Source organism: Burkholderia sp. Nafp2/4-1b (assembly GCF_003635165.1).
Taxonomy (GTDB): Bacteria; Pseudomonadota; Gammaproteobacteria; order Burkholderiales; family Burkholderiaceae; genus Burkholderia.
Genome location: NZ_ML058605.1, coordinates 388,765 through 409,172 on the forward strand (window position 1 = coordinate 388,765; position 20,408 = coordinate 409,172).

20 protein-coding genes and 1 pseudogene are annotated in these 20,408 nt (G+C 64.6%); 12 read left to right on the forward strand and 9 right to left on the reverse strand.

Features of this window, described 5'->3' with window-relative positions:
- The first annotated feature begins 9 nt into the window (after positions 1-9).
- Entirely contained in the window at positions 10-1,347 is a 1,338-nt protein-coding gene (locus tag C7H84_RS15835; RefSeq protein ID WP_121859647.1) for a nitrate/sulfonate/bicarbonate ABC transporter ATP-binding protein, read from the forward strand.
- A 73-nt stretch (positions 1,348-1,420) separates the two neighbouring features.
- Here C7H84_RS15835 and C7H84_RS15840 read toward each other — a convergent pair whose 3' ends face one another.
- Positions 1,421-1,915, reverse strand: a complete 495-nt coding sequence (locus tag C7H84_RS15840; RefSeq protein ID WP_121859648.1) for a hypothetical protein — start codon at positions 1,913-1,915, stop codon at positions 1,421-1,423.
- The gene (locus C7H84_RS15845) at positions 1,912-2,463 is read right to left on the reverse strand and encodes a hypothetical protein (protein ID WP_121859649.1); all 552 of its coding nucleotides are present in this window, start codon (positions 2,461-2,463) and stop codon (positions 1,912-1,914) included. The genes C7H84_RS15840 and C7H84_RS15845 overlap by 4 nt, the downstream gene beginning before the upstream one ends.
- Positions 2,464-2,748: 285 nt before the next feature.
- Between C7H84_RS15845 and C7H84_RS15850 the strand changes: the two genes are divergently transcribed.
- Together C7H84_RS15850 and otsA are read left to right on the forward strand one after the other, a co-directional pair.
- Entirely contained in the window at positions 2,749-2,946 is a 198-nt protein-coding gene (locus C7H84_RS15850) for a hypothetical protein (protein WP_121859650.1), read from the forward strand.
- 150 nt (positions 2,947-3,096) lie between these two features.
- Positions 3,097-4,518 carry an alpha,alpha-trehalose-phosphate synthase (UDP-forming) gene (otsA, locus tag C7H84_RS15855; RefSeq protein ID WP_121859651.1) on the forward strand — a complete coding sequence of 474 codons (1,422 nt, stop codon included), beginning with the start codon at positions 3,097-3,099 and terminating at the stop codon, positions 4,516-4,518.
- Positions 4,519-4,562: 44 nt separating this feature from the next.
- On the opposite strand, the gene C7H84_RS15860 is transcribed toward otsA, so the two are convergent.
- Positions 4,563-5,930, reverse strand: a complete 1,368-nt coding sequence (locus C7H84_RS15860; protein ID WP_121859652.1) for an MFS transporter — start codon at positions 5,928-5,930, stop codon at positions 4,563-4,565.
- Between the two features lie 205 nt (positions 5,931-6,135).
- Complete coding sequence (locus C7H84_RS15865) at positions 6,136-6,516, reverse strand: DUF5594 family protein (RefSeq protein WP_121859653.1); 381 nt, start codon at positions 6,514-6,516, stop codon at positions 6,136-6,138.
- Positions 6,517-6,633: 117 nt separating this feature from the next.
- Here C7H84_RS15865 and C7H84_RS15870 point away from each other — a divergent pair, with 117 nt between their 5' ends.
- Entirely contained in the window at positions 6,634-7,035 is a 402-nt protein-coding gene (locus tag C7H84_RS15870) for a hypothetical protein (RefSeq protein ID WP_043189675.1), read from the forward strand.
- A 206-nt stretch (positions 7,036-7,241) separates the two neighbouring features.
- On the opposite strand, the gene C7H84_RS15875 is transcribed toward C7H84_RS15870, so the two are convergent.
- Positions 7,242-7,568 carry a hypothetical protein gene (locus C7H84_RS15875; RefSeq protein WP_121859654.1) on the reverse strand — a complete coding sequence of 109 codons (327 nt, stop codon included), beginning with the start codon at positions 7,566-7,568 and terminating at the stop codon, positions 7,242-7,244.
- A 144-nt stretch (positions 7,569-7,712) separates the two neighbouring features.
- Between C7H84_RS15875 and eco the strand changes: the two genes are divergently transcribed.
- A complete protein-coding gene (gene eco / locus C7H84_RS15880) occupies positions 7,713-8,213 on the forward strand; it encodes a serine protease inhibitor ecotin (protein ID WP_121859655.1) in 501 nt (166 codons plus the stop codon).
- Positions 8,214-8,284: 71 nt separating this feature from the next.
- Here the strand turns inward: eco and C7H84_RS15885 are convergent, their stop codons facing one another.
- The gene (locus C7H84_RS15885) at positions 8,285-10,288 is read right to left on the reverse strand and encodes a protein-L-isoaspartate(D-aspartate) O-methyltransferase (protein WP_121859656.1); all 2,004 of its coding nucleotides are present in this window, start codon (positions 10,286-10,288) and stop codon (positions 8,285-8,287) included.
- 146 nt (positions 10,289-10,434) lie between these two features.
- Between C7H84_RS15885 and C7H84_RS15890 the strand changes: the two genes are divergently transcribed.
- Positions 10,435-11,205 (forward strand): SDR family NAD(P)-dependent oxidoreductase, encoded by a 771-nt coding sequence (locus C7H84_RS15890; RefSeq protein WP_121859657.1) that lies wholly within the window; start codon positions 10,435-10,437, stop codon positions 11,203-11,205.
- Between the two features lie 860 nt (positions 11,206-12,065).
- Here C7H84_RS15890 and C7H84_RS15895 read toward each other — a convergent pair.
- Together C7H84_RS15895 and C7H84_RS15900 are read right to left on the reverse strand one after the other, a co-directional pair.
- Complete coding sequence (locus C7H84_RS15895; RefSeq protein ID WP_121859658.1) at positions 12,066-12,716, reverse strand: DUF3800 domain-containing protein; 651 nt, start codon at positions 12,714-12,716, stop codon at positions 12,066-12,068.
- Positions 12,717-13,186: 470 nt separating this feature from the next.
- Complete coding sequence (locus C7H84_RS15900; RefSeq protein WP_205611427.1) at positions 13,187-13,411, reverse strand: BrnT family toxin; 225 nt, start codon at positions 13,409-13,411, stop codon at positions 13,187-13,189.
- Positions 13,412-13,919: 508 nt separating this feature from the next.
- Here C7H84_RS15900 and C7H84_RS15905 point away from each other — a divergent pair.
- The 3 genes from C7H84_RS15905 to C7H84_RS15910 are packed head-to-tail and all read left to right on the forward strand — an operon-like array spanning position 13,920 to position 15,509.
- Positions 13,920-14,300 carry a hypothetical protein gene (locus C7H84_RS15905; protein WP_121859659.1) on the forward strand — a complete coding sequence of 127 codons (381 nt, stop codon included), beginning with the start codon at positions 13,920-13,922 and terminating at the stop codon, positions 14,298-14,300.
- Positions 14,301-14,317: 17 nt separating this feature from the next.
- Positions 14,318-14,740, forward strand: coding sequence for a PriCT-2 domain-containing protein (locus tag C7H84_RS37170; protein WP_240462033.1), 423 nt, complete (start codon positions 14,318-14,320; stop codon positions 14,738-14,740).
- Positions 14,709-15,509, forward strand: a complete 801-nt coding sequence (locus C7H84_RS15910) for a toprim domain-containing protein (protein ID WP_240462034.1) — start codon at positions 14,709-14,711, stop codon at positions 15,507-15,509. The genes C7H84_RS37170 and C7H84_RS15910 overlap by 32 nt, the downstream gene beginning before the upstream one ends.
- A gap of 1,420 nt (positions 15,510-16,929) precedes the next feature.
- Here C7H84_RS15910 and C7H84_RS15915 read toward each other — a convergent pair.
- A pseudogene (locus C7H84_RS15915) lies at positions 16,930-17,910 on the reverse strand (carbohydrate-binding protein); the annotation flags it as partial.
- A 52-nt stretch (positions 17,911-17,962) separates the two neighbouring features.
- Between C7H84_RS15915 and C7H84_RS15920 the strand changes: the two are divergent.
- From C7H84_RS15920 to C7H84_RS15930, 3 genes are read left to right on the forward strand one after another with little or no spacing between them, the layout of a single operon-like run.
- Positions 17,963-18,397 (forward strand): transposase, encoded by a 435-nt coding sequence (locus C7H84_RS15920; protein ID WP_205611428.1) that lies wholly within the window; start codon positions 17,963-17,965, stop codon positions 18,395-18,397.
- Positions 18,394-18,738, forward strand: coding sequence for an IS66 family insertion sequence element accessory protein TnpB (tnpB, locus tag C7H84_RS15925; protein WP_121859660.1), 345 nt, complete (start codon positions 18,394-18,396; stop codon positions 18,736-18,738). The genes C7H84_RS15920 and tnpB overlap by 4 nt, the downstream gene beginning before the upstream one ends.
- Positions 18,739-18,768: 30 nt before the next feature.
- Positions 18,769-20,337: an IS66 family transposase gene (locus tag C7H84_RS15930; RefSeq protein ID WP_121859661.1), complete on the forward strand. Its 1,569-nt coding sequence runs from the start codon at positions 18,769-18,771 to the stop codon at positions 20,335-20,337.
- The last annotated feature ends 71 nt before the right edge of the window (positions 20,338-20,408 follow it).

The window sequence follows — 20,408 nt, forward strand, 5'->3', positions numbered from 1 at the left end:
CGAAACGCGATGCACAATCCGAATGCTGTAAACGCCCCCATCCAGACGTCCCAGCCCCCGCGTCCCGGCGAAGAAATCCTGCGCGTCGATCACGTTTGCCGCGGCTTCAACAAGACGCAGGGCGAACTGCTCGTGCTCGACGACGCGAACCTGTCGCTGCGCGAAGGCGAGATCGTCGGGCTGCTCGGCCGTTCCGGGTCGGGGAAATCGACGCTGCTGCGGATCATCGCCGGGCTGATCGAGCCGACCGGCGGTGAAGTGACCTATCTCGGCAAGCCGCTGAACGGCCCGGCCGAAGGCGTCGCGATGGTGTTCCAGACCTTCGCGCTGTTCCCGTGGCTGACCGTGCTGCAGAACGTCGAAGCCGGGCTGGAAGCGCTTGGCGTCGGCGCACGCGAGCGGCGCGAACGTGCGCTCGCCGCGATCGACCTGATCGGTCTCGACGGTTTCGAGAACGCGTATCCGCGCGAGCTGTCGGGCGGGATGCGGCAGCGCGTCGGCTTCGCGCGTGCGCTCGTGGTCGATCCGACGATCCTGCTGATGGACGAGCCTTTTTCGGCGCTCGACGTGCTGACCGCCGAAACGCTGCGTACCGACCTGCTGGACCTGTGGACGCAGGGCCGGATGCCGATCAAGTCGGTGCTGATCGTCACGCACAACATCGAGGAAGCGGTGTTCATGTGCGACCGGATTCTGGTGCTGTCGTCGAACCCGGGCCGCGTGATCGCTGAAATCAAGGTGCCGTTCAAGCACCCGCGCAACCGTCTCGACCCGGCGTTCCGCAAGCTGGTCGACGACATCTACGCGAAGATGACCGCGCGCCAGACCGGCGAGGCGACGAAGAAGGGGCTGGAGCTCGGCAGCTGGCTGCCGCAGGTGTCGACCAACCTGATGGCCGGCCTGATCGAGACGCTCGCGATGGCGCCGTACCATGGCCGCGCGGACATGCCGGAAATCGCGCGCACGCTGCATCTGGAAGTGGACGATCTGTTCCCGATCGCCGAAGTGCTGCAGTACCTCGGTTTCGCGGACGTGCGCGAAGGCGACGTGTTCCTGACGCCGCCGGGGCGCGTGTTCGCCGAATTCGGCACGCAGGAACGCAAGCTGATGTTCGCCGATCACCTGCTCAAGCACGTGCCGCTCGCCGCGCGGATCAAGAAGGTGCTGAACGAACGCCCGGGCCATCGCGCGCCGCGCGTGCGCTTCGAGCAGGAGCTGGAGGATTTTCTGTCGGACGGCGCGGCCGAGGAAACGCTCGACGCGGTGATCGACTGGGGCCGTTACGGCGAGATCTTCTCGTACAACGACCAGACCGAAATCTTCAGTCTCGAGGACGTCGAGTCCTGAGCCGCCGGGCCGGGCCGTGCGGCCCGGCATCCGTATGCGATGCGCATGTCGTCGCGCGCCGCGCAGCGCATCGTTACTGCAGGTTGCCCCACCGATCGACGGCCGGCTCCGCCGCCGCCCACTTCCAGTGCGTGCCTTGCTGGCACGCACTCGCGAAATACCAGTCGGCCTTGTCGCCGTCCTTCACCGAGAACGCGAATTCCTTGCACAGCGCAAGCGCCGTCGCATACGCGCGCGCCACGCGCACCTCGCCTTCGCCGTTTTCCAGCGGCAGCGTGTTCTTCACCTTCCACGGCTTCACTTCGCCGACGGCCAGGCTGCCGGCCACCTTCGCGATCGCGTCCTGCTGGTTCTGATGGAGCTGCTTCATCGTGCGTTTGACGGCCTCGTCGGTCGCCGCCTGCACCGCGATGCCGACCCCGACGCCAACGGCCGGGTTCGCGGTGACGAGGCCCGTTGCCGCGCCGGCAAGGGCGCCGCTTGCCGCGCCGACCGACCCGCAGCCCGACAACGCGGCGCTGGCCGCGCACAACGCGCCGATCGCCGCGATACGGAGCGCGACGCTCATTGCAGCGCGCCCCAGCGTTCGGTCGCCGGCTCCGCCGACGCCCATTTCCACGTCGGGCCGTCGCGACAGATCGTGGCGACGTAGAACGCCGACTGCCCGGCCTTGTCGCCCTTCGCCGGCGTGTCGACCGCGAACACGATTTCCTTGCAGTCGAGCGGGCCGACGCTGATCATCCGGCTGACCGTCACGCGGCCCTGTTCGTCCTCTTCGATCGGGAACGAGTGGTGCGTCGACCACGGCGCGACGCCGCCGACGTCGAGCGGGCCGGCCGCCTTCGCGATCTGTTCCTGCGTGTAGCGGTGCGCGACGCGCTGCGTGTACTGGACGCCCGCGCGCGCGCCGGCCACGGCGCCGAGGCCGATGCCCGTCGCGGCGGCAGCGTTGTTGGTGACCTTGGAGGCGAGCGCGGCGCCCGCGATACCGGCGCCGGCAGTCGCGCCTTCGCTGTACAGCGAGTTGCAGCCGGACAGCAGTGCGGCCGTGGCGAGCGCGGCCAGCGCGATGCGCGCCGGCATGGCCCGACGCGGCGATTCGAAACGAATGTTCATCCCTGAGTGCAAGTCCTGTCTGGGTGAGCGGCGACGCATGCGCGCCCCCTTGCCGCGTCATTGTTTCGCAATCGTCAGAACAACACTGCAAAGCTTTGACAAATCGGGGGCGGAGGCTCGCGCGTACGCGCGGCGCTATTGTCGAACAGATGGTTCGGCAGGGGTCGAAACGTTACAAATTGAAGGTAATTGTTACCTTGAAATGCAAGGAAGCGACCTAGACTGTTTTGTTATGGAATGTTTCTACGACGGCTCCGAGCCGCGCTGCTTATGAAACACCCTGCCATGCGTCGTCCGAAACGGTTTTCGCCCCGGCCGCCCGAGGCGGGCGCCGAGCGCTCGCGTCCGCAGACCGACACGCCGGCCGCACCGCCAGCCGGCGCGCCCAACGAGACGCCGTCCGACGGCGATCACAACCAAGGCGGCGCACGCCCCGAAGGGCTCGACTATCAACGCGACCTCGGCCAGGAGCAGGACGCTTGATCCCGTCGCCGCTGCATTCCGCTGCCGCATTTCATTGCGCTCTTTGTTGCATCGCTCACATCTGAATCGCCGCGCGGCCGCCTTCGGGCCGCCGCGCCCGTCTTGGCGCGCGTCGCGCGTCATCCAATCGAATCGAGGAGGGGAAGCCGCATGAGCAGATTGATCGTGGTATCGAATCGTGTCGCCGCCGGCGAGGACACGCGCCCGAGCGCCGGAGGCCTCGCGGTCGGCGTGATGGACGCGCTGAAGGACACCGGGGGCATGTGGTTCGGCTGGAACGGCGAGATCGTCGGGACGCCTGACACCGCACCCGCGATCCAGCGGGACGGCAACGTCACGTACGCGACGGTCGGGCTCACCCGGCGCGACTACGATCAGTACTACCGCGGCTTCTCGAACGCGACGCTGTGGCCGGTGTTCCACTACCGCAGCGACCTCGCGCGCTTCGACCGGCAGGAGTACGCGGGCTATCTGCGCGTGAACGCGATGCTCGCGAAGCAGCTCGCCGCGCTGCTGAAGCCCGACGACCTGATCTGGGTGCACGACTATCATCTGCTGCCGTTCGCGCATTGCCTGCGCGAGCTCGGCGTGAAGAATCCGATCGGGTTCTTCCTGCACATTCCGTTTCCGTCGCCCGACCTGCTGCGCGTCGTGCCGCCGCACGAGGAACTCGTGAAGTTCATGTGCGCGTACGACATCGCGGGCTTCCAGACCGACGCCGACAAGCAGGCGTTCACCGACTACATCGAGCGGCGCGGGATCGGCGCGGCCAGCGACGACGGGATGCTGCATGCGCACGGCCGTGTCGTGAAGGTCGCCGCCTATCCGATCGGCGTGCATCCGGATGCGATCGCCGAAGCGGCCGTCCAGTACGGCTCGCGCAAGCCGGTGAAGATGCTGCGCGACGCGCTCGACGGCCGCAAGCTCGTGATGAGCGTCGACCGCCTCGACTATTCGAAGGGGCTGGTCGAACGCTTCCAGTCGTTCGAGCGGATGCTCGCCAACGCGCCGGGTTGGCAGGGGCGCGTGTCGCTCGTGCAGATCGCGCCGCCGACGCGCTCCGACGTGCAGACCTACCAGCGCATTCGCGAAACGCTCGAAGGCGAGGCCGGCCGCATCAACGGCCGCTTCTCGCAGCTCGACTGGACGCCGATCCAGTACCTGAACCGCAAGTACGAGCGCAATCTGCTGATGGCGTTCTTCCGGATGTCGCAGGTCGGCTACGTGACGCCGCTGCGCGACGGGATGAACCTCGTCGCGAAGGAATACGTCGCGTCGCAGGACCCGGCCGATCCGGGCGTGCTCGTGCTGTCCGAGTTCGCGGGTGCGGCCGCCGAGCTGACCGGGGCGCTGCTCGTCAATCCGTACGACCTGTCGCAGATGGCGGACGCGCTCGAGCGCGCGCTGTCGATGCCGCTCGCCGAGCGGCAGGCGCGCCATGAAGAGAACCTCGCGCGACTGCGCGGGAACGACCTGTCGGTCTGGCGCGACACGTTCGTCGCCGACCTGCGCAGCGTCGCGGCGGCCGCGTCGGTCACGCAGCGCGCGGGTCGGCGCGCCGCGCATGTCTGAGCGCGTGGAGGCGGGCGGCGGTGTGGTGGCGGCGGGTCGCGGTATCAGGTTGCCGTGTCAGGCCGCGGCGATGCGATCCGAAGCATGCTGACCACCGCGGCAACGGCCGCGAACACCGTGGCGACGTAGAGCGCGATCGTCGGCCCGCGATCGGGCGCCAGCCCGAAAATCAGCGCGACGAGCGCGGCACCGAGCGTCTGGCCGGTCAGCCGCGCGGTGCTCAGCATGCCGCCCGCGCCGCCGCTGCGCTCGCGCGGCGCCGACGACAGCATCGCCCGGTTGTTCGGCGACTGGAACAGCCCGAAACCCGCGCCGCACAGCGCCATCCGCCACACGATGTCGACGGTGCCCGGATGCGCGCCGATCGTCGCGAGCGACAGCAGCCCGGCCGCGAACAGCGCGAGCCCGATCCCGCCGAGGATGCCGGCCGAGTAACGATCCGCCAGCACGCCGGCGAGCGGCGCGGCGAACACGATCACGAGCGGCCACGGCGTCATGTACAGGCCGGTCTCGACCTGCGAGAAGCCGAGCGAATGCTGCAGCCAGAACGGCAGCGCGACGAACGCGAGCATCTGCGACGTGAACGACGCGACCGACGTGCAGATCGACAGCGCGAACATCGGGATGCGCATCAGGTCGACCGGCAGCAGCGGGGCCGGCTGCGACAACTGCCGCTTCACGAAGAAATAGCCGACGCCGAACGCGACGGCCAGCTCGATCGCGACGTACGCGTGGCTTTCGCCGTGGCCGAGCCCGTCGACGGCCATGATCAGCAGGCCGAACACGCACGCGTTCATCAGTGCGCTCGGGATGTCGTACGGCGCATCGTGCAGCGGGTTCGCCGGCAGCGCACGGATGCTGCCGAACACCGCGGCGATGCCGATCGGCACGTTGACCGCGAACAGCCACGGCCACGACGCGAACGACAGGATCGCCGACGCAACCGTCGGGCCGATCGCCGACGACAGCGCGACCACCATCGCGTTGATCGACAGGCCGCGTCCGAGCATCGACGACGGGTAGATCATCCGCACGAGCGCCGCGTTGACGCTCATGATGCCGGCCGCGCCGAATCCCTGGATCACGCGCATTACTGCGAGCATCGGCAGGGAGCCGGCCAGTGCGCAGCCGAGCGACGCCGCGGTGAAGAGCGCAAGCCCGGCAATGTAGACGCGGCGATAGCCGACGCGCTCGCCGAGCGACGCAAGCGGCAGCAGCGTGATCGTGACCGCGAGCTGGTACGCGTTGACGATCCAGATCGATGCGGCGTCGGATGCATGCAGGTCGCGTGCGATCGTCGGCAGCGCGACGTTCGCGATGGCGCCGTCGAGCACGGCGAGCGTGATGCCCAGTGCGACGCAGACGATCGCCCAGTAGCGTTGCGGAAGCGGCAGGCCGGTATCGGCGTTCATGACGGCAGCGGAAGCGTGGTTGTGCGCGCACCCGGATGTCGGTTGCGTGCGCAACCATGCCGACGGGTGGAGGCGGCGGTGAATGGTCCGGCCGGCATCGCGGTGCCGGCGCGGGACCGGTCGAGTGTATCACCGGGCCGCATTACGCGACGCCGGTGCAATCGACCGCTGGCCGCTGGCCGCAGGCCACAGCCGGCGCGTGCTTTCAGCCTTCGAAGTCGAGGCCGCCCAGCCGCACGAGCGGCTCGGCCTGCGTGCGGGATGCAAGATCGATGTCGCGCGCGCCTTGCCATGCGCCCAGTTTTCTCGGCAGCGCGCTCAGGTAGTGCTCGAACCGTGCGGGGCCGTCGGGTTCCATCAGCCGTTCGATTTCGTCGGTGTCCCAGGTCAGCTCGAGATTCAGCGGATGCACGAAGCCGCTCACATGCTCGTGCGGTGCGCTGCGGATTCGCACGCGCGTCGGTTGGCCGTGCCCGCCGTACGGGACGACGTCGGCCTGCACGTGTTCGGCGAAGAAGCCGGCGATCGCCTGCGCGATGCGCGGCGCGAACTCGGTATCGAAACGGCGGGCGGTTTCGGGCTGCATGAAGGCGTCTCCTGTGGGCCGAAAATCGTAGCACGGCCATGCCGCGTTTCGGTGGGCGCGATACCCGTAATGGCGCGTTACCACTTGCTGCATCTATTACGGCCGCGGGCAGCCACAATGCATCGCATCCAGTACCACTTCGCGTGGGAGTCCATCATGAAAAAGATTGCCGCAGTATGTGTTCTCGCCGGTTCGCTCGCCGTGGCAGGGCCCGCGTCCGCGCATGGCCGCGACGGGGGCGCCGTCATCGGCGCGCTGATCGGCGGTGCCGTGCTCGGCGCAATCGTGACGTCCGCGATGAATCCGCCCGTCGCCTACCAGGCGCCCGTGTATCAGGCACCGGCCTATCAGCCGCCGACCTACTACCAGGCGCCCGCGTATCAGCAGCCGGCTTATCCGACCTACCAGCAGGCGCAGTACCAGGACGACGGCCCGAACTATTGCTACGACCGCTATCAGCGCGCGTACGTGTGCGGCGCGCCGGTGTCGGGCGGCTATGCGCAGCCGGCCGGCTGGTAAGCGGTGAGTGACGCGTGAGTGATCCGATTCGGTGCCGCGTGGCCGGCGCCGATCGAACATACGGTTCGCCGGACGGCACGACAAAATGACAACGGCCCTCGCACGATGCGAGGGCCGTTGTCATTCTGGGGGCGCCGGTTTTTGCGCGCGGTGCAGAGACCGTGCAGTCGCGGGCGGATACAAACGGTTGCAATTGCGGCCGTGGATCAGTGCTCGCGACCTCCGCCGTCGCCGTGGCCGCGCCCCTCGTTCCAGTCGCTGCGGCGTCCGCCGCCGCGTCCCCAGCCGCCGCGATCGCCACGATCGCCGTGATCCCAGCGGCGGTAGTCGCGATGGCCGCGGTCCCAGTCCCGACCGCCTCCGCCGCCCCAGATGTTCACGGTGCCGTACACGGGCGCGGCCCCGTAGGCGGGCCCGTACGCATAGCCGGGATCGGAATAGTAGGGCTGTCCGTAGCCGTATCCGGCGTCCGGCGCGACGACGCAACCGGCAAGCAGCGTGGCGACGCCGGCGGCAGCAATGAGCTTCAGCATGATGTTCTCCGTTGGTTGCCGTACAAATACCGCGCGCGGGGCCGGCCCACTGTTTGCAATTGTGTCGTGAAATTACAGCTTCGAAAGGTCCGGCGACGGAAGTGTTAGCATCCGGGGCCTATTTTGTTTTTCAGGAGCACATCGATGAAATTCGCGATCCGGGCCGTCCTGGCCGCCTTTTGCGTGACGACCGCTGCAACCTGCGCGGCCGGGCCCGCATCGGCGCCCGCCGTGCCGGCCGAGTCGATCAAGATGTTCCCGCAGCCCACCGCCGGCCAGCAGCGCGCGGTGATCGCGCTGCCCGCGCTCGAGAACGAAGGCGACGCGCGCGTCGAACTGATGATCGGCAAGACGCTGCAGACCGACTGCAACCAGCAATGGTTCGGCGGCGAACTGACCGCGGAGGACGTGAAGGGCTGGGGTTACATGTACTATCGGCTCACCGACGTGAAGGGGCCGGCATCGACGCTCATGGCCTGCCCGGGCCAGGCGCCGCAGCAGCGGTTCGTGCAGGTGCGCGGCGACGGCCAGCTGCTGCGCTACAACAGCCGCCTGCCGCTCGTCGTGTACGTGCCGGACGGTTTCGACGTGCGCTACCGCGTGTGGCATGCGTCGAAGGACGTGCAGCACGCCGTGACGCAGTAACGCGCCGGCGCGGCCGGGCCGGTCCGCGGCCCGAGCAATGCCTTTCTACAATCGCGTTTTCCAATCTGCCGTCACAAACCGAACGGATACAGTTCGACCGGGCGTTCGGTCGCGGTGGTCGACAGCGGGCTGATCGCGTGCGTTTCGTCGAACCACACATAGCCGTCGAACTGTTCGGGGAGTGTCGCTTCCGCATAGTGGCTATGACGTTCCGTGTCGGGGCGGTAGATCACGCCGATGAAGCGCTCCAGTTGCGGCTCGCGCAGCCGTTCGGCGAGTGCGCGGTTGACGTCGGACCTTAGGTCCGCAAAGCAGCGGCGCTCGCCGGCGCGGTGAAACGCGCGTTCGTAGCTGTCGTCGCGCGACGGCCGAACGCGCATGATCTCGAGCGGGGCGCCCCAGTCCGTTGCCGCCGCGACCGTCCCTTCGTGCGTGCCGAATCCGATCAGCGCGACGTCATCGCCGAAGCGTTCGCGGCAAAGCTGCCCGACATTCAGTTCGCCGCCGACGATGCCCATCTCCGTCGCGGCCGCGTTGCCGATATGCGAGTTGTGCGCCCACACCACGGCGCGGCTGTTGCCGCCTTTTGCCGCGAGCAGGTTTTCCAGCGTCTCGAACATATGCGTATCGCGCAGGTTCCAGCTGTGCGCCGCGCTTCGGTACATCGTCCGGTAATAGCGCTCGGCCGACGCGACCAGCCGCGCATTCTGCGTCGCATCGAACAGCAGGTCGTCGCCGTCGGCGCGCGCGATGCGCTCGCGCAGCAGGTCCTGCAACTGCGCGATCACGGCATCCTCGCAGTCCGCGAAGCCTGCCGACATCGCCGCGCGGCCGTAGACGAGCGGATCCTTCTGCCACGGCGTGAGACAGCCGTAGCGCTCGCGCGCGACGCGCGCGGCGTCGGGATCCGTGCGGTCGAGATAGTCGAGCACCGCATCGACCGACGCGGACAGGCTGTACATGTCCAGGCCATGAAACCCGCAGCGCGCGGCTTCCGGCACGCCGCCGTTGTGTGCGCGCAGCCACTGCACGAACGTCGCGAACTCCTCGTTGCGCCACATCCACGTCGGGAAACGCTGGAACGGCGTCGCCGAATCGCGCCGCTCGTCCGGCGCGAGCGTCGCGTAGCGGTGCAGGATCGCCGCATCCGGCCAGTCCGCCTCGACCGCGACGATGTTGAAGCCATGCCGTTCGACGAGCCGTTTCGTGATCGCGGCGCGCGCACGGTAGAACTCGGACGTGCCGTGGCTGCATTCGCCGAGCAGCACGATACGCTTGCTCCCGAGGTGATCGAACGCATTCGCGAAGTCCGGATCGTCGGGGTCGGGTAACGATCGCACGCTGCGTGCGATCAGATCTTCGAGCGGCATCGCGGATGTCGCGATGGACGCGGGAGCGGGTACCGGTATTGCAGTGTCATCGTCCGGCGCGGACCAGCCCGCGTCGCCGATCAGCGGGACGAAACGGACGCCGCCGAGATCCTCCTGTTCGAACTGCGCCGGCCCGGTTCGCGTGATCCGTACCAGGCGCTGCCGGTCGCGCTCCGTGCCGATCGGCATCACGATGCGCCCGCCGATCGCCAGCTGTTCGCGCCACGCGGGCGGGACGGCCGGGCCGCCGGCTGCCGCGATGATCGCGTCGAACGGCGCTTGGGCCGGCCAGCCGAGCGTGCCGTCCGCGTGGTGCACGTCCACGTTGCGGTAGCCGTTTTCCGCGAGCGTGCGCCGCGCCGTGGTCGCGAGCGACGCGCGGCGCTCGATGCTGTCGACGTGCGCGGCGAGGCGCGCCGCGACGGCCGCCGCGTATCCGGAGCCGGTGCCGACGTCCAGCACGCGATCGTTCGGCGCCAGCCGCGCCGCGTCCAGCATCTGCGCAACGATGATCGGCTGCGAGATCGTCTGTCCGTCGGCGAGCGGCAGCGGCGTGTCGCTGTACGCGAATTCCGCGAGATCCGCCGGCACGAACAAATGGCGCGGCACCGTGCGCATCGCATCGAGCACGCGCGGATCGCGCACGCCGCGCGACGCGATCTGCCGCTCCACCATTTGCTGTCGCGCTTCTTCAAATGGGTCCATGGTCGATTACCTGTGTGCGTGTTTCCCTGGCGCAGCATCGTGCGTGCCGCGGCAGGGAACGTGGAATGCGACGCTTCGGGACATCGGACTTCGGCGCGCGGCCGTGCGTCGTCACCGTGAACAGCCTCAAGCGGAGGGACAGATTTATGAAACTGCAAGGCATTCGCGCGCTCGTCACGGGCGCGGACTCCGGAATCGGTCAGGCAATCGCGACGCTGTTCGCGCAGGAAGGCGCGGACGTCGCGATCGTCTATCACACGGACCACGACGGCGCGCAGGAAACCGTGCGGCGTATCGAGGCGCTCGGCCGGCGCGCATGCGCGATTCAGGGCGATGTGTCGGATCCGCAGTCGGTTGCCGCATTTTTTCGCGACGCGACGAGTGCGCTCGGCGGGCTTGAAGTGCTGGTGAATGATGCGGGTGTCGGGGCGCCCGGCGTCGCCGTGGCCGATCTCGAGGACGAGCAGATCGACATCGTGCTGCGGACCGACCTGCTCGGGCCGTTCTATTGCTGCCGCGCATTCGTCCGGCTACGACGCGCGGCCGGTGGTGGCGGGCGCATCGTCAATATCTCGTCGGTCGCGCAACATCTGCCGACGCCGGAGAGCGCGCCGTACGGGATGGCGAAGGCCGGTCTTGGCTCGCTCACTCGGAGTCTTTCGCGCGAAGTCGCCGAGGACAAGATCAACGTCAACAACATCGCGCCGGGGCTTATTGATACGCCGATGACGCAAGATCGCCTCAACGATCCGCAGGCGCGGGACAAGTCGATGCAGGTGATTCCGTGGCATCGGCCCGGGCAGCCGGAGGAAATCGCGCGTGTGGCGCTGTTTCTTGCGTCGGATGATGGGGATTACGTGACCGGGCAGACGTGGACGATCGACGGCGGGCTCACGATGCAATGGGGCGGTGCGTGAGTGGGGGCTGACGTGCGGTGCGCGGGCGTCGTCAAGCGGGTAGGTCGTCGTTGCGGCGCGGCTGCGGCTTGCCGGCGGGCGTTGCGGCCGGGGCGTGTTCGGTCAAACGGGGGTGTCGGCCAGGAGACGCAGAACCGATGTCGTGGGCGATGGAACTGGCGCGGCGGCGGCGCGGACGAGGCGGGTATGGAGACGCTCGACTGGTCCCCCGACAGAATTCATATTGCTTTTCTCTGTGTACCGTTCAGGCAAGGTTGCTCGGTAGATACCAACAAAAATACCAACAGATGTGTCGGCGTAGGCTCAATCAGTCGAATGCCGGTGGTGTGCTGGACGCTGCGGTGCCGCCGGAAGCAAAAATATTTGGAGATTTGGAGATAATCAATCATTTCCTCCTGTCAGCCTTATCGGGTAAGCCTCGGGCTATCTCCAAGTTTGTCTCCAAAACACTCATTTTCTTGGAGATAACATTGGAGACAGGCGGTCGAGCGTACACTGTATCCCTTGGCTATTTCGCCGGCCCTCCGCAGTCTGGAACGATTCGCGCTAAGAAACTCCCCCCGCCGCCCCCTCCTCGGGCACGCTTGACGTTGCGAGGACTGCCTAGTGCCCTGATTCGCAGGGTCGCAAACGCGGGCAGGGCGGGCTCTCAGGATCTGCACCTTGGCCAAACCACTTATCCGGCTGTCCGAATTTGCGAGGCCACCTCTATACGGTAGGGAGTGGAAGGGGAGTTGACCGAAATGAATTGATTATTTTCGGTTGGGACGAATCGGCGCAGCCAGCCTCTTTTTGCCCGGTTGCTCGAAGATGATGAGGGGCCAGCGACGCGGAGTGCCCTCGCGCGGGCGTGGGGGTGCCTAGTAGAAGAAGAGCTGCCGCTGGCCGATGTGAGGGGCCGCGGCTCGATACGCGTCGCTACTGCCGAATTCGTAGTGTGACCAGACGATGCCCGCCATCACGTCTACGAACTGTAGGGCAAGTGAATCTTTGCTTTCCCACGGTGTGGTGTGTAGTACCGTGTCACTTGTCGATGCAAGCTCGGTGGCGAGGTAATCGTGCAAGGCGTATTTCGATTCGACTTTAATCGAGCGTGCATCAGGGATAAAGCAAACCGAGTCGTGTTGGGTCATCAGGTCAAGGAGCAGGCACTTCGCCATGTAGTTGTAGAGGCGGTTGGGGTGGTCCCGAAACGCCTTGTTTGCCCGCTCCTTCCGAACGGTGATCGACGTGAACACGATGTCGGGATTCTTCGCCTTGACGTTCGCGAGGGAGTTTGAAAAGTGAACTCGCTCCCCGCTCTTCATGGCGACGGATTTTAGTTCATTGCATGTTCCTCGGCCGCGCTTTTTGTAGAAGCCGCGTACCACCCGTTCGAGGCACGCTTCACGTCCGTCGGGAATGACGGTGGCCGCGAGCGTGAAGTAACGGCTCGAGCCGCCCCGCCCGTATGGCTGATCGAATTTCCAGCCCAGGCACCCACTTTCGTCTAGGTATATTGTTGCGCCCATAATAAAATAGCCTCCCCAAAGGGAGGCTATGAGAATTTTGCAGTACCCGGACCTGACGTACTCACAAGTACGCTTACGATTGCCGACGCGGATTTGTCGCAGGCTGCCCGGGCGTATTTAAACTGCTGCGCCGCTACGGACGTATTGTATGGGCGTTCCGACATCTAAACAAGCCCTGCTTCTATTTGGGGTCGTATCGATTGTCGCGACACGGAAAGACGTGCCCGAATACGTTACGCCAAATTGGCCGAAAAAGATCGTCAGACAAGGCGGAGAGGGTGTTCTTAGTCTCCGATAGACCCCTCCTGGGCCACGCTTGACGTTGCGAGGACTGGTTGGTGCCCTGATTCGCACGGTCGCAAACGCTGGCAGGGCGGGCTGAACGGTCGGTCTGATATCTCAGGATCTGCCCCTTTGTTGCGGGCGACAAAGTTACTTTGAGGCATCTGCATCACCGCGATTGACCTTCCTCAGGCTGATGATGCGACGGCTGTCGTCGCGATCGGTGAACACGGCGCAAAAGAGCCGGGGCCGATGTGCGCGTAACCGACGACGCGCTCTTCGCCGTGAGCATGCCGCGTGTCTGGTCGGCTCCACAGGGTTTCCCATTCAATGAAGCGAGCGTGCGAAAGCGGCACGCCGTGCTTCTCGCAGTTCGTTGCGCTCTTGCTTTCGTCGTAGGTGATCTGCTGCAATAAATCGTATGGGCAATAAATCCTTACTAAAGGCTTTTTTCGCCCACACAAAAAGGCGGTGTTGACGGACGGTTGCGTACGGCGCTATGCTGGCCGTGCGACTGAAACAACAGTCGTCGGGTGTGGAAACCCGAGTTCCATAGGCGGACGAGCCGCCGCAGTTGCGGCTATTTTTACGTCCGTACGCTTCTGCACGTCATTCTTCAATGGCGGGCCGGGCAAGGGCCAGCTTCGGCTGGGCCGGTTTCCTATGGGCCGGTTTTCCACCCCTCGCTGTCAGGCCCGCCACCCCTCATGTGGAAATGAGCGGCGGGCCTCCAACCTGACCATAGGAGGCCGCAAATGCGTGCTAACGCCCTCGCTCGTCCCGAGCACCCGCAAACTCCCCTCGCAATCATCCGTACCGCACTGCGTGAAGCTGCAGTGGCGCCGACGTATCAAGACGCACTCGACGTCACCGGAGACGCACTTCGCCGCCTGGCTGAACTGGCTTGCCAGGAGGTGCGCCATGCGTAACCGACAAGCAGATGCCGCAGGGCTGCTCGCATTCTTCACCGACCGGCTCGACCTGAAAACCCTTTCCGATGACGAGCTCGAGTTCCTGTCGTTCGCCTCCGAAAGCGCGGTCAATGACGCACTCAGTCTGCAGGAACAGGTTTCCGGCATTGCCGGCCTGATTGCACAGGATCGTGGTCAGAAAGACCCGGGATCAGGCTGCTTGCAAGGCGACAACCAGGCGGGATTGCTTTGGAAGATCGCTGGTGACGTCGAGGTGATCGCCCGCATGATGGCGATCAGTGCCGATGCTGACTGTGAGCGATTGACCCGGGCCACATCACAACCCGAGTCCGAGCAGTTTCGGCGTATTTCAAGTGCTGAGCACTCCTAATTTAAAAAAGGAGCTGCATGAGCGCATACCGAGAAACTGAACGTATTCGTGCCGCGCTGGGATTTGTTCCACCAGACTGCCGGGACACGTGGGTGCAGATGGGCATGGCTGTCAAGGCCGAGCTGGGCGAAACCGGATTCGATCTGTGGAACGACTGGTCGCGCGCAGCTGACAGCTATAGCGAAAGCGACGCCCGTACCGTATGGCGTTCGTTCAAGGGGATGGGCATCACAGCCGGGACGTTGTTCGATAAGGCCCGCACACACGGGTATGTCGACACGGCCCCGACCGAGTTGATCGATGAAGCCGAGCTCGAACGACGGCGTACTGCGCGTCAGCAGGAGGCTGAGGAAGCCGCTCGGCAACATGCCCAAGCCCAGGCGAACGCGGCCGACAAGGCCACGCAGCTTGTGGGAGAAGGCCGGCAGCGTGCATGCTGACCACGACTACGTCCGACGCAAGCAGATCAAGCCCTACGGTGCAAAGCAACTGCGCGCGCAGCTCGTGATCAAGATCCAGGGCGTGGACGGCGCGCACCACTCATCGCAATACATCCAGCCGGAGGGCAGCAAGACCTTCCAGACGGACGGGCGCATTAGCGGTTGCTTTGCTGCGGTCACCGCAGGCGTGACGCCCGGCAGTAATGTGCCGTTGTTGATCTGCGACGGTTACGCAACCGCCAGTACGCTCCATGAGGCGACCGGCCGCTCGGTCGCAGCGGCGATGAACGCGGGCAACCTGCTCAACGTTGCACGGGCGTGGCGAGAGAAGTTCCCGCACTTACAGATCGTCATCTGCGCTGACGACGACATCGGCACGGATGGGAATCCGGGCATGACCAAGGCGGTCGAGGCAGCGCGCGCAGTCGACGCACGGGTTGCTGTTCCTGACTTTGGTCAGGAGCGGCCGGCCGGCGCGTCGGACTTCAATGATCTGCACTGTCTCAGCGGATTGGATGGCGTGCGTCGCTGCATCGATAACGCGACCTCACCCGAAGCTGCTTCTCCGACCAAGGGGACCGACATACGCATGTTCCCAAGCGCCGCGCGACCGATTAATGATGCGTCCGTGGATACATCGGAGACTGACGAGCAGGCCATTGCACGCTTGCCTTTCGCCCCTAGCGTGGGTGCCGAGGGGACCGAAGAAAGGGGGGCCAACGGGGAGAAAGAATTCGAGAAGCACGAAGTCGAGGGCGAAGTACGGTGAGGCAACCGAAGACCGGCTTGCAATCCATTGGAAATCGCTTCGGTTACCTTGAAACCGTTGCCAGACAAGGGAGGTGCCTGGTGACCGAACGGGAATTCCTTCGGTCACCTCGAAACCCTTGTCAGATAAGGAAGGTGACCGGGTGACCGAAAAAAGGGGAAACCCGGGGAGAAAGAATTCGGGAAGCACGAAGTCGAAGGAGAAGTATTGTGAATGTCGACCACCTAGTGATGAAGGCGCGCGCAATGGGCGCGACCTTGATCTTCATGAACGACGGCGGATTGCGTATGGAGTGGCCAGGCGACGTCAGGGACGCGCTACGCTCTGAGATGAGATGAAGGTTCGTAAGCCAGAAGTGATCGCGTACCTGCGAGCAGTGGCTCGGACGTCGCAAGACGTACCGCTGCACTGCGTCGGAGCGCTTGTTTCGAGCGATGGCGGGCTGTATTTGCCTTGTGGACCACGCTTGACGCCGGAATTGCTCGCAGAATGGCAGCGCGAGTTACGTGACGTCGTTACCGAGCTGGCGAGACTGGGCGATGGCCGCATCGCGATTACGACCACGTCGTGATGTGCATCGGGCGCCAACTACTCAGCACACTTCGTCCCCCGACCTCGCCTACTCCAAGGAGCGACTGGCGGCAGCGCGGGCGGCAGTGGGTCGTGGCTGGAGTCCGTAGGAACCTCGCGCTGGTGGTCCTATGCATGTGCAAAGTACGGAGCCGCCCATCCGCGCAGTTTCTCTACCGTCGATCAGCGTAGGGGCGCATTTATAAAGCCGCAAATCACATGATTTCACCCCGCCGCACCGCAGTCGTTCAATATCGCTGGCACGCGATTGGGGTACTCGGAACTCCTTGATTTAAAAGCAAAGCTGAAAATCAAGCCAACGCCTATCGGCCAACGCGCAGCAATGGAGCCGGGTCGATCGCTGATGCCCTCAGATCTGAGGAGTGCTTCGTTTTCAACGAGGTATGAAGAATTTGTCGGCTCAGCAGCGGAGGCGTGCGGCCGGCGTTCCTCGTTCATCCCCCGCGTTTGCATGCCTTCGCGTAGGTAGAGCTGGCTTGCATCAGCGGCGTATCGCTCGCGCCGCGAACGACATGGCAAACTCGCCGCCTTTTGCTCGATAGCTTGCTCGAGGTGCGCAGGTCTCCGGCCGCGACAGTGCCGACGTCTATACACTCCTCACGACGGCGTACTGCTGCCACCCGCGCCCGCCGGGCTATGATGGCACTCCGCCGGGGATGCCCCGGGACGGACACATTTCGCAGCAGTGGTGGCGTGTGCTTGCGTTAGGCCCGAACGCAGAGCAAGCCGTGCCAGCACGTTGTGCGATGGCAGAAACCCCGCTCTCGGCGTACTGACCTCTGCCGTCGAACGAAACCGGCGACACTTCAAGACGCCGCCACGCGCGCTGTCACGACTTGGCCCAAACGCCGCCAGCACTCGGTGTGTCCCCCTGAGTCCACCATTTTGCACAATACTTTGCGCCCTGATACATCACACACTGGCCGCCCTGATATGCGTTCGTCGCCGACCAAGCTGGCGTGCTGCCACCAATGGCCACCCATACAGACGCCTGACCAGGCACGTCGCCCTGCGTCCACCATTGCGCCTGATACGTCGGGCCCTGGTACGTGACCGTCGCGCCGGCGTTATAGATCTGACTCGCCGACCACGGGGCACCGGACTGCGGCATACCCCCGCCGCCAGAGCTGCCGCCGTAGTTCGGATCCTGCGTTACACCCGCGCCCCATTTGCCGCCAAGGTGTTTGAAGATCGACGCGAACGCAAAGGGTTGTTGCACGATGCCCGAGCAGGTCGGCGACGTGTAGGCGGCGTTATTCGGACATGCCTGGTCGCGACCTATCGACCAGTCGCCGATGAACCCGTCACCGTTGTTGACGGCTGCATTTAGCATGCTTTGTGCATTGGCAAGCGTAAATGTCTCGCCTTGCACGTCGTTCACGCCGATCATCGGCGTGACACCGACCATCGGCGTGACACCGACCATCTGCCAGAGCTGTGCGCTTGTCTTCGTCTGGCCGGCCGATTTGAAAGCCGTGTCGAGTTGCGAGTAGAGCGCCTGTGCCGCTTTGATCGCGGCCGCGCCCATGTCGAGATTCGCAGGACCATAGTCCATCGCCATCAGGTTTACGGCGTCGAACACCGTCTTGTTTGCTATCGCAGCATCGACAATGTTGAGCCCGTCCTGCGTGAGTCCGGTTGGCATCGTCGGCAGTGTCAGCGTGACGTGCAGCGGCTTGCCTTTCGCCGCATAGGCCGACTGCAGTTGAGCGATCGCCTGGAAGTTGCGGACAACGGAGGTCGTGTCCTGCTGCGCCGAGCCTTCGATGTCGAAATCGATGTGCGTGAGGTCGTACGTGTCGATCACCGTAAGCGGCTCGTGCCGGCCGTTATAGACAGTGGCTGAGGGCGACATCAAAGTGATGTCCATCATTTCCGATCTGATGGGCACCACTTTGACACAGTCTGCAGAGAAGAAACCGGGTTCCCGTACGGGGCGCCCTAACTACCCCCGGGAGCTTCGTGATCGACTGGCCGCAGCAGCTTGCGAGCCCGGAGTATCGGTCGCAAAGCTGGCCCGGGAGAACGGCATCAACGCGAACATGCTGTTCACCTGGCGGCGGCGATATCTGGCCGATCAGCAAGCTCGATCTGCCGGACTCATTCCGGTCGTATTGCTAAGCGACACGCCAACGGAAGTCATTGCATCAAGTTCGGTAGAGCCGCAAGCGCAGGGCGCGAAGTCTGTATCACCGGTCGGCACGATCGAGATCCGGATCGGTCGTGCGGTGGTTAAAGTCGACGGCCTGGTTGATGCCGATATGCTGCGGATCGTGCTGGGTAGTCTGCGCTCATGATCTCCCTACCGACGGGCACGCGCATCTGGATCGCTGCTGGCATCACTGATATGCGATGCGGGTTCCAGGGGTTGGCAGCGAAGGTGCAAACCGCGCTTGAGGAGAATCCGCTGGGCGGCAACGTCTACATCTTCCGGGGCCGTCGGGGCGACCTGGTAAAGATTCTCTGGGCCACCGAGGATGGAATCTGGCTGCTCGCGAAGCGGCTTGAACGAGGCCGTTTTATATGGCCCAAGGCCGACGGTGGCAAGGTCCATCTGAGCTCTGCGCAACTGTCGATGCTGCTTGAGGGCATCGACTGGCGACAGCCCCGTCGCACTGCCGCACTATCGATGTTGTAAACCGCGCGGCGGACTCGTAAACTACGGCGCATGTCGAGCGGCGCCGATCTCCCTGACGATGTCGAACTCCTGAAGGCCTTGCTGGTCGAGGCCCGTAGCCTGCTTGCCGAACGCGATGTCGAGATTGAGCAGCTTAAGGCGCAGATCGACAAGCTCAGGCGCATGCAGTTCGGTCGCAAGTCCGAGCAGCTGCAGCGGCAAATAGAGACGCTTGAGACTCAACTTGAGGATCTGGCCGCCGGGCGCGGCGTAGCGGATGTGCAGCGTGCGCAGGCCCGTGGTGCAAATGCGTCCTCCTCGAACGCAGCGCTGGACGAAGCGGCTTCGAAGCAAGCGCTTCCCGCGCATCTGCCGCGCGAGGATCATGTGCTCAAGCCTGAATCAAATTGCCCGGATTGCGGACAACCAATGCAGGTGCTCGGCGAGGACGAATCCGAACAACTCGCCCGGGTCGCAGCGGCGTTCAAGGTCATTCGGACGATCCGGCGCAAACTGGTTTGCCCATGCTGCAGCACTATCACCCAGCCCCCGATGCCCGGCCTGCCGATCGAGCGGAGCATCGCCCATCCGAGCTTGCTGGCAGACATCCTCGTCTCGAAGTATGCAGACCACCAGCCGTTGTACCGGCAATCCGCGATCGCGGCGCGCGACGGCGTGACGCTTGACCGGGCCAGCATGGGCCGCTGGGTCGGCCAGTGCGAGGCGCTGTGCGCACCGCTAACAGAGGCGCTGCGCCGCTATACGATGGCCGCGACCAAGCTGCACGCGGATGACACGCCGATTCCGGTGCTCTCACCGGGCAACAGGAAGACCCGCACCGGCCGGCTATGGGTCTACGTGCGCGACGATCATCGCTCGGGCTCGACGCAACCGGCGTCGGTCTGGTTCGCGTACTCGCCGAACCGGCAAGGCATCCACCCTCAAACCCATCTCGCCAGCTTCAAAGGGATTCTGCAAGCGGACGCTTACGCGGGATTCGACGAGTTGTTCCGCGATGGCTCGATACGCGAGGCGGCATGTCATGCCCACGCGAGGAGAAAGTTCTACGACATCCACGTGCGCACGCCATCTGACACAACACAAAAGGCACTCGAATATATTGGCGGGCTCTATGACATCGAGGCCTCCATTCGCGGCAGGCCAGCCGCCGAGCGGTTGCGAATACGACAAGAGAAAGCCAGACCACTGCTTCAGATCTACGAAGCGTGGCTCAGGGCAAAACTCGAAACGCTGTCGTCGAAGTCCGATACAGCCAAGGCGATCAATTACACGCTGAACCAGTGGAGCGCACTGACGTTGTATTGCGAAGACGGTACGCTCGAGATCGACAACAACATCGCAGAGAACGCGCTGCGTTGCGTAAGCCTGGGCCGGAAAAATTTTTTATTCGCCGGCTCAGACAGCGGCGGCGAACGGGCAGCCGCGATGTATGCACTGATTGGCACTTGTGCACTGAATGACATCAATCCGCGTGCCTACCTGGAGTATGTGCTGACCCACATCGCCGATCACAAAATTAACCGCATCGACGAGCTCTTGCCCTGGCGTGTGGCCGACAAGCTGCACACGCGAGCCAGTCCGCCGAATTCCGCCACCTGACTGGCAGCTCCAGTTCACCATCATGCCTCGCACGCACGGGCATGGACAAACGGCCCAACTGAGCCGCTTAC

Bases quoted from the DNA above. Each gene is read 5' to 3' on its own strand.
- C7H84_RS15835 (WP_121859647.1), top strand. From the start codon at position 10: ATGCACAATCCGAATGCTGTAAACGCCCCCATCCAGACGTCCCAGCCC.
- C7H84_RS15840 (WP_121859648.1), bottom strand. From the start codon at position 1,915: ATGAGCGTCGCGCTCCGTATCGCGGCGATCGGCGCGTTGTGCGCGGCC.
- C7H84_RS15845 (WP_121859649.1), bottom strand. From the start codon at position 2,463: ATGAACATTCGTTTCGAATCGCCGCGTCGGGCCATGCCGGCGCGCATC.
- C7H84_RS15850 (WP_121859650.1), top strand. From the start codon at position 2,749: ATGCGTCGTCCGAAACGGTTTTCGCCCCGGCCGCCCGAGGCGGGCGCC.
- otsA (WP_121859651.1), top strand. From the start codon at position 3,097: ATGAGCAGATTGATCGTGGTATCGAATCGTGTCGCCGCCGGCGAGGAC.
- C7H84_RS15860 (WP_121859652.1), bottom strand. From the start codon at position 5,930: ATGAACGCCGATACCGGCCTGCCGCTTCCGCAACGCTACTGGGCGATC.
- C7H84_RS15865 (WP_121859653.1), bottom strand. From the start codon at position 6,516: ATGCAGCCCGAAACCGCCCGCCGTTTCGATACCGAGTTCGCGCCGCGC.
- C7H84_RS15870 (WP_043189675.1), top strand. From the start codon at position 6,634: ATGCATCGCATCCAGTACCACTTCGCGTGGGAGTCCATCATGAAAAAG.
- C7H84_RS15875 (WP_121859654.1), bottom strand. From the start codon at position 7,568: ATGCTGAAGCTCATTGCTGCCGCCGGCGTCGCCACGCTGCTTGCCGGT.
- eco (WP_121859655.1), top strand. From the start codon at position 7,713: ATGAAATTCGCGATCCGGGCCGTCCTGGCCGCCTTTTGCGTGACGACC.
- C7H84_RS15885 (WP_121859656.1), bottom strand. From the start codon at position 10,288: ATGGACCCATTTGAAGAAGCGCGACAGCAAATGGTGGAGCGGCAGATC.
- C7H84_RS15890 (WP_121859657.1), top strand. From the start codon at position 10,435: ATGAAACTGCAAGGCATTCGCGCGCTCGTCACGGGCGCGGACTCCGGA.
- C7H84_RS15895 (WP_121859658.1), bottom strand. From the start codon at position 12,716: ATGGGCGCAACAATATACCTAGACGAAAGTGGGTGCCTGGGCTGGAAA.
- C7H84_RS15905 (WP_121859659.1), top strand. From the start codon at position 13,920: ATGCGTAACCGACAAGCAGATGCCGCAGGGCTGCTCGCATTCTTCACC.
- C7H84_RS37170 (WP_240462033.1), top strand. From the start codon at position 14,318: ATGAGCGCATACCGAGAAACTGAACGTATTCGTGCCGCGCTGGGATTT.
- C7H84_RS15920 (WP_205611428.1), top strand. From the start codon at position 17,963: ATGTCCATCATTTCCGATCTGATGGGCACCACTTTGACACAGTCTGCA.
- tnpB (WP_121859660.1), top strand. From the start codon at position 18,394: ATGATCTCCCTACCGACGGGCACGCGCATCTGGATCGCTGCTGGCATC.
- C7H84_RS15930 (WP_121859661.1), top strand. From the start codon at position 18,769: ATGTCGAGCGGCGCCGATCTCCCTGACGATGTCGAACTCCTGAAGGCC.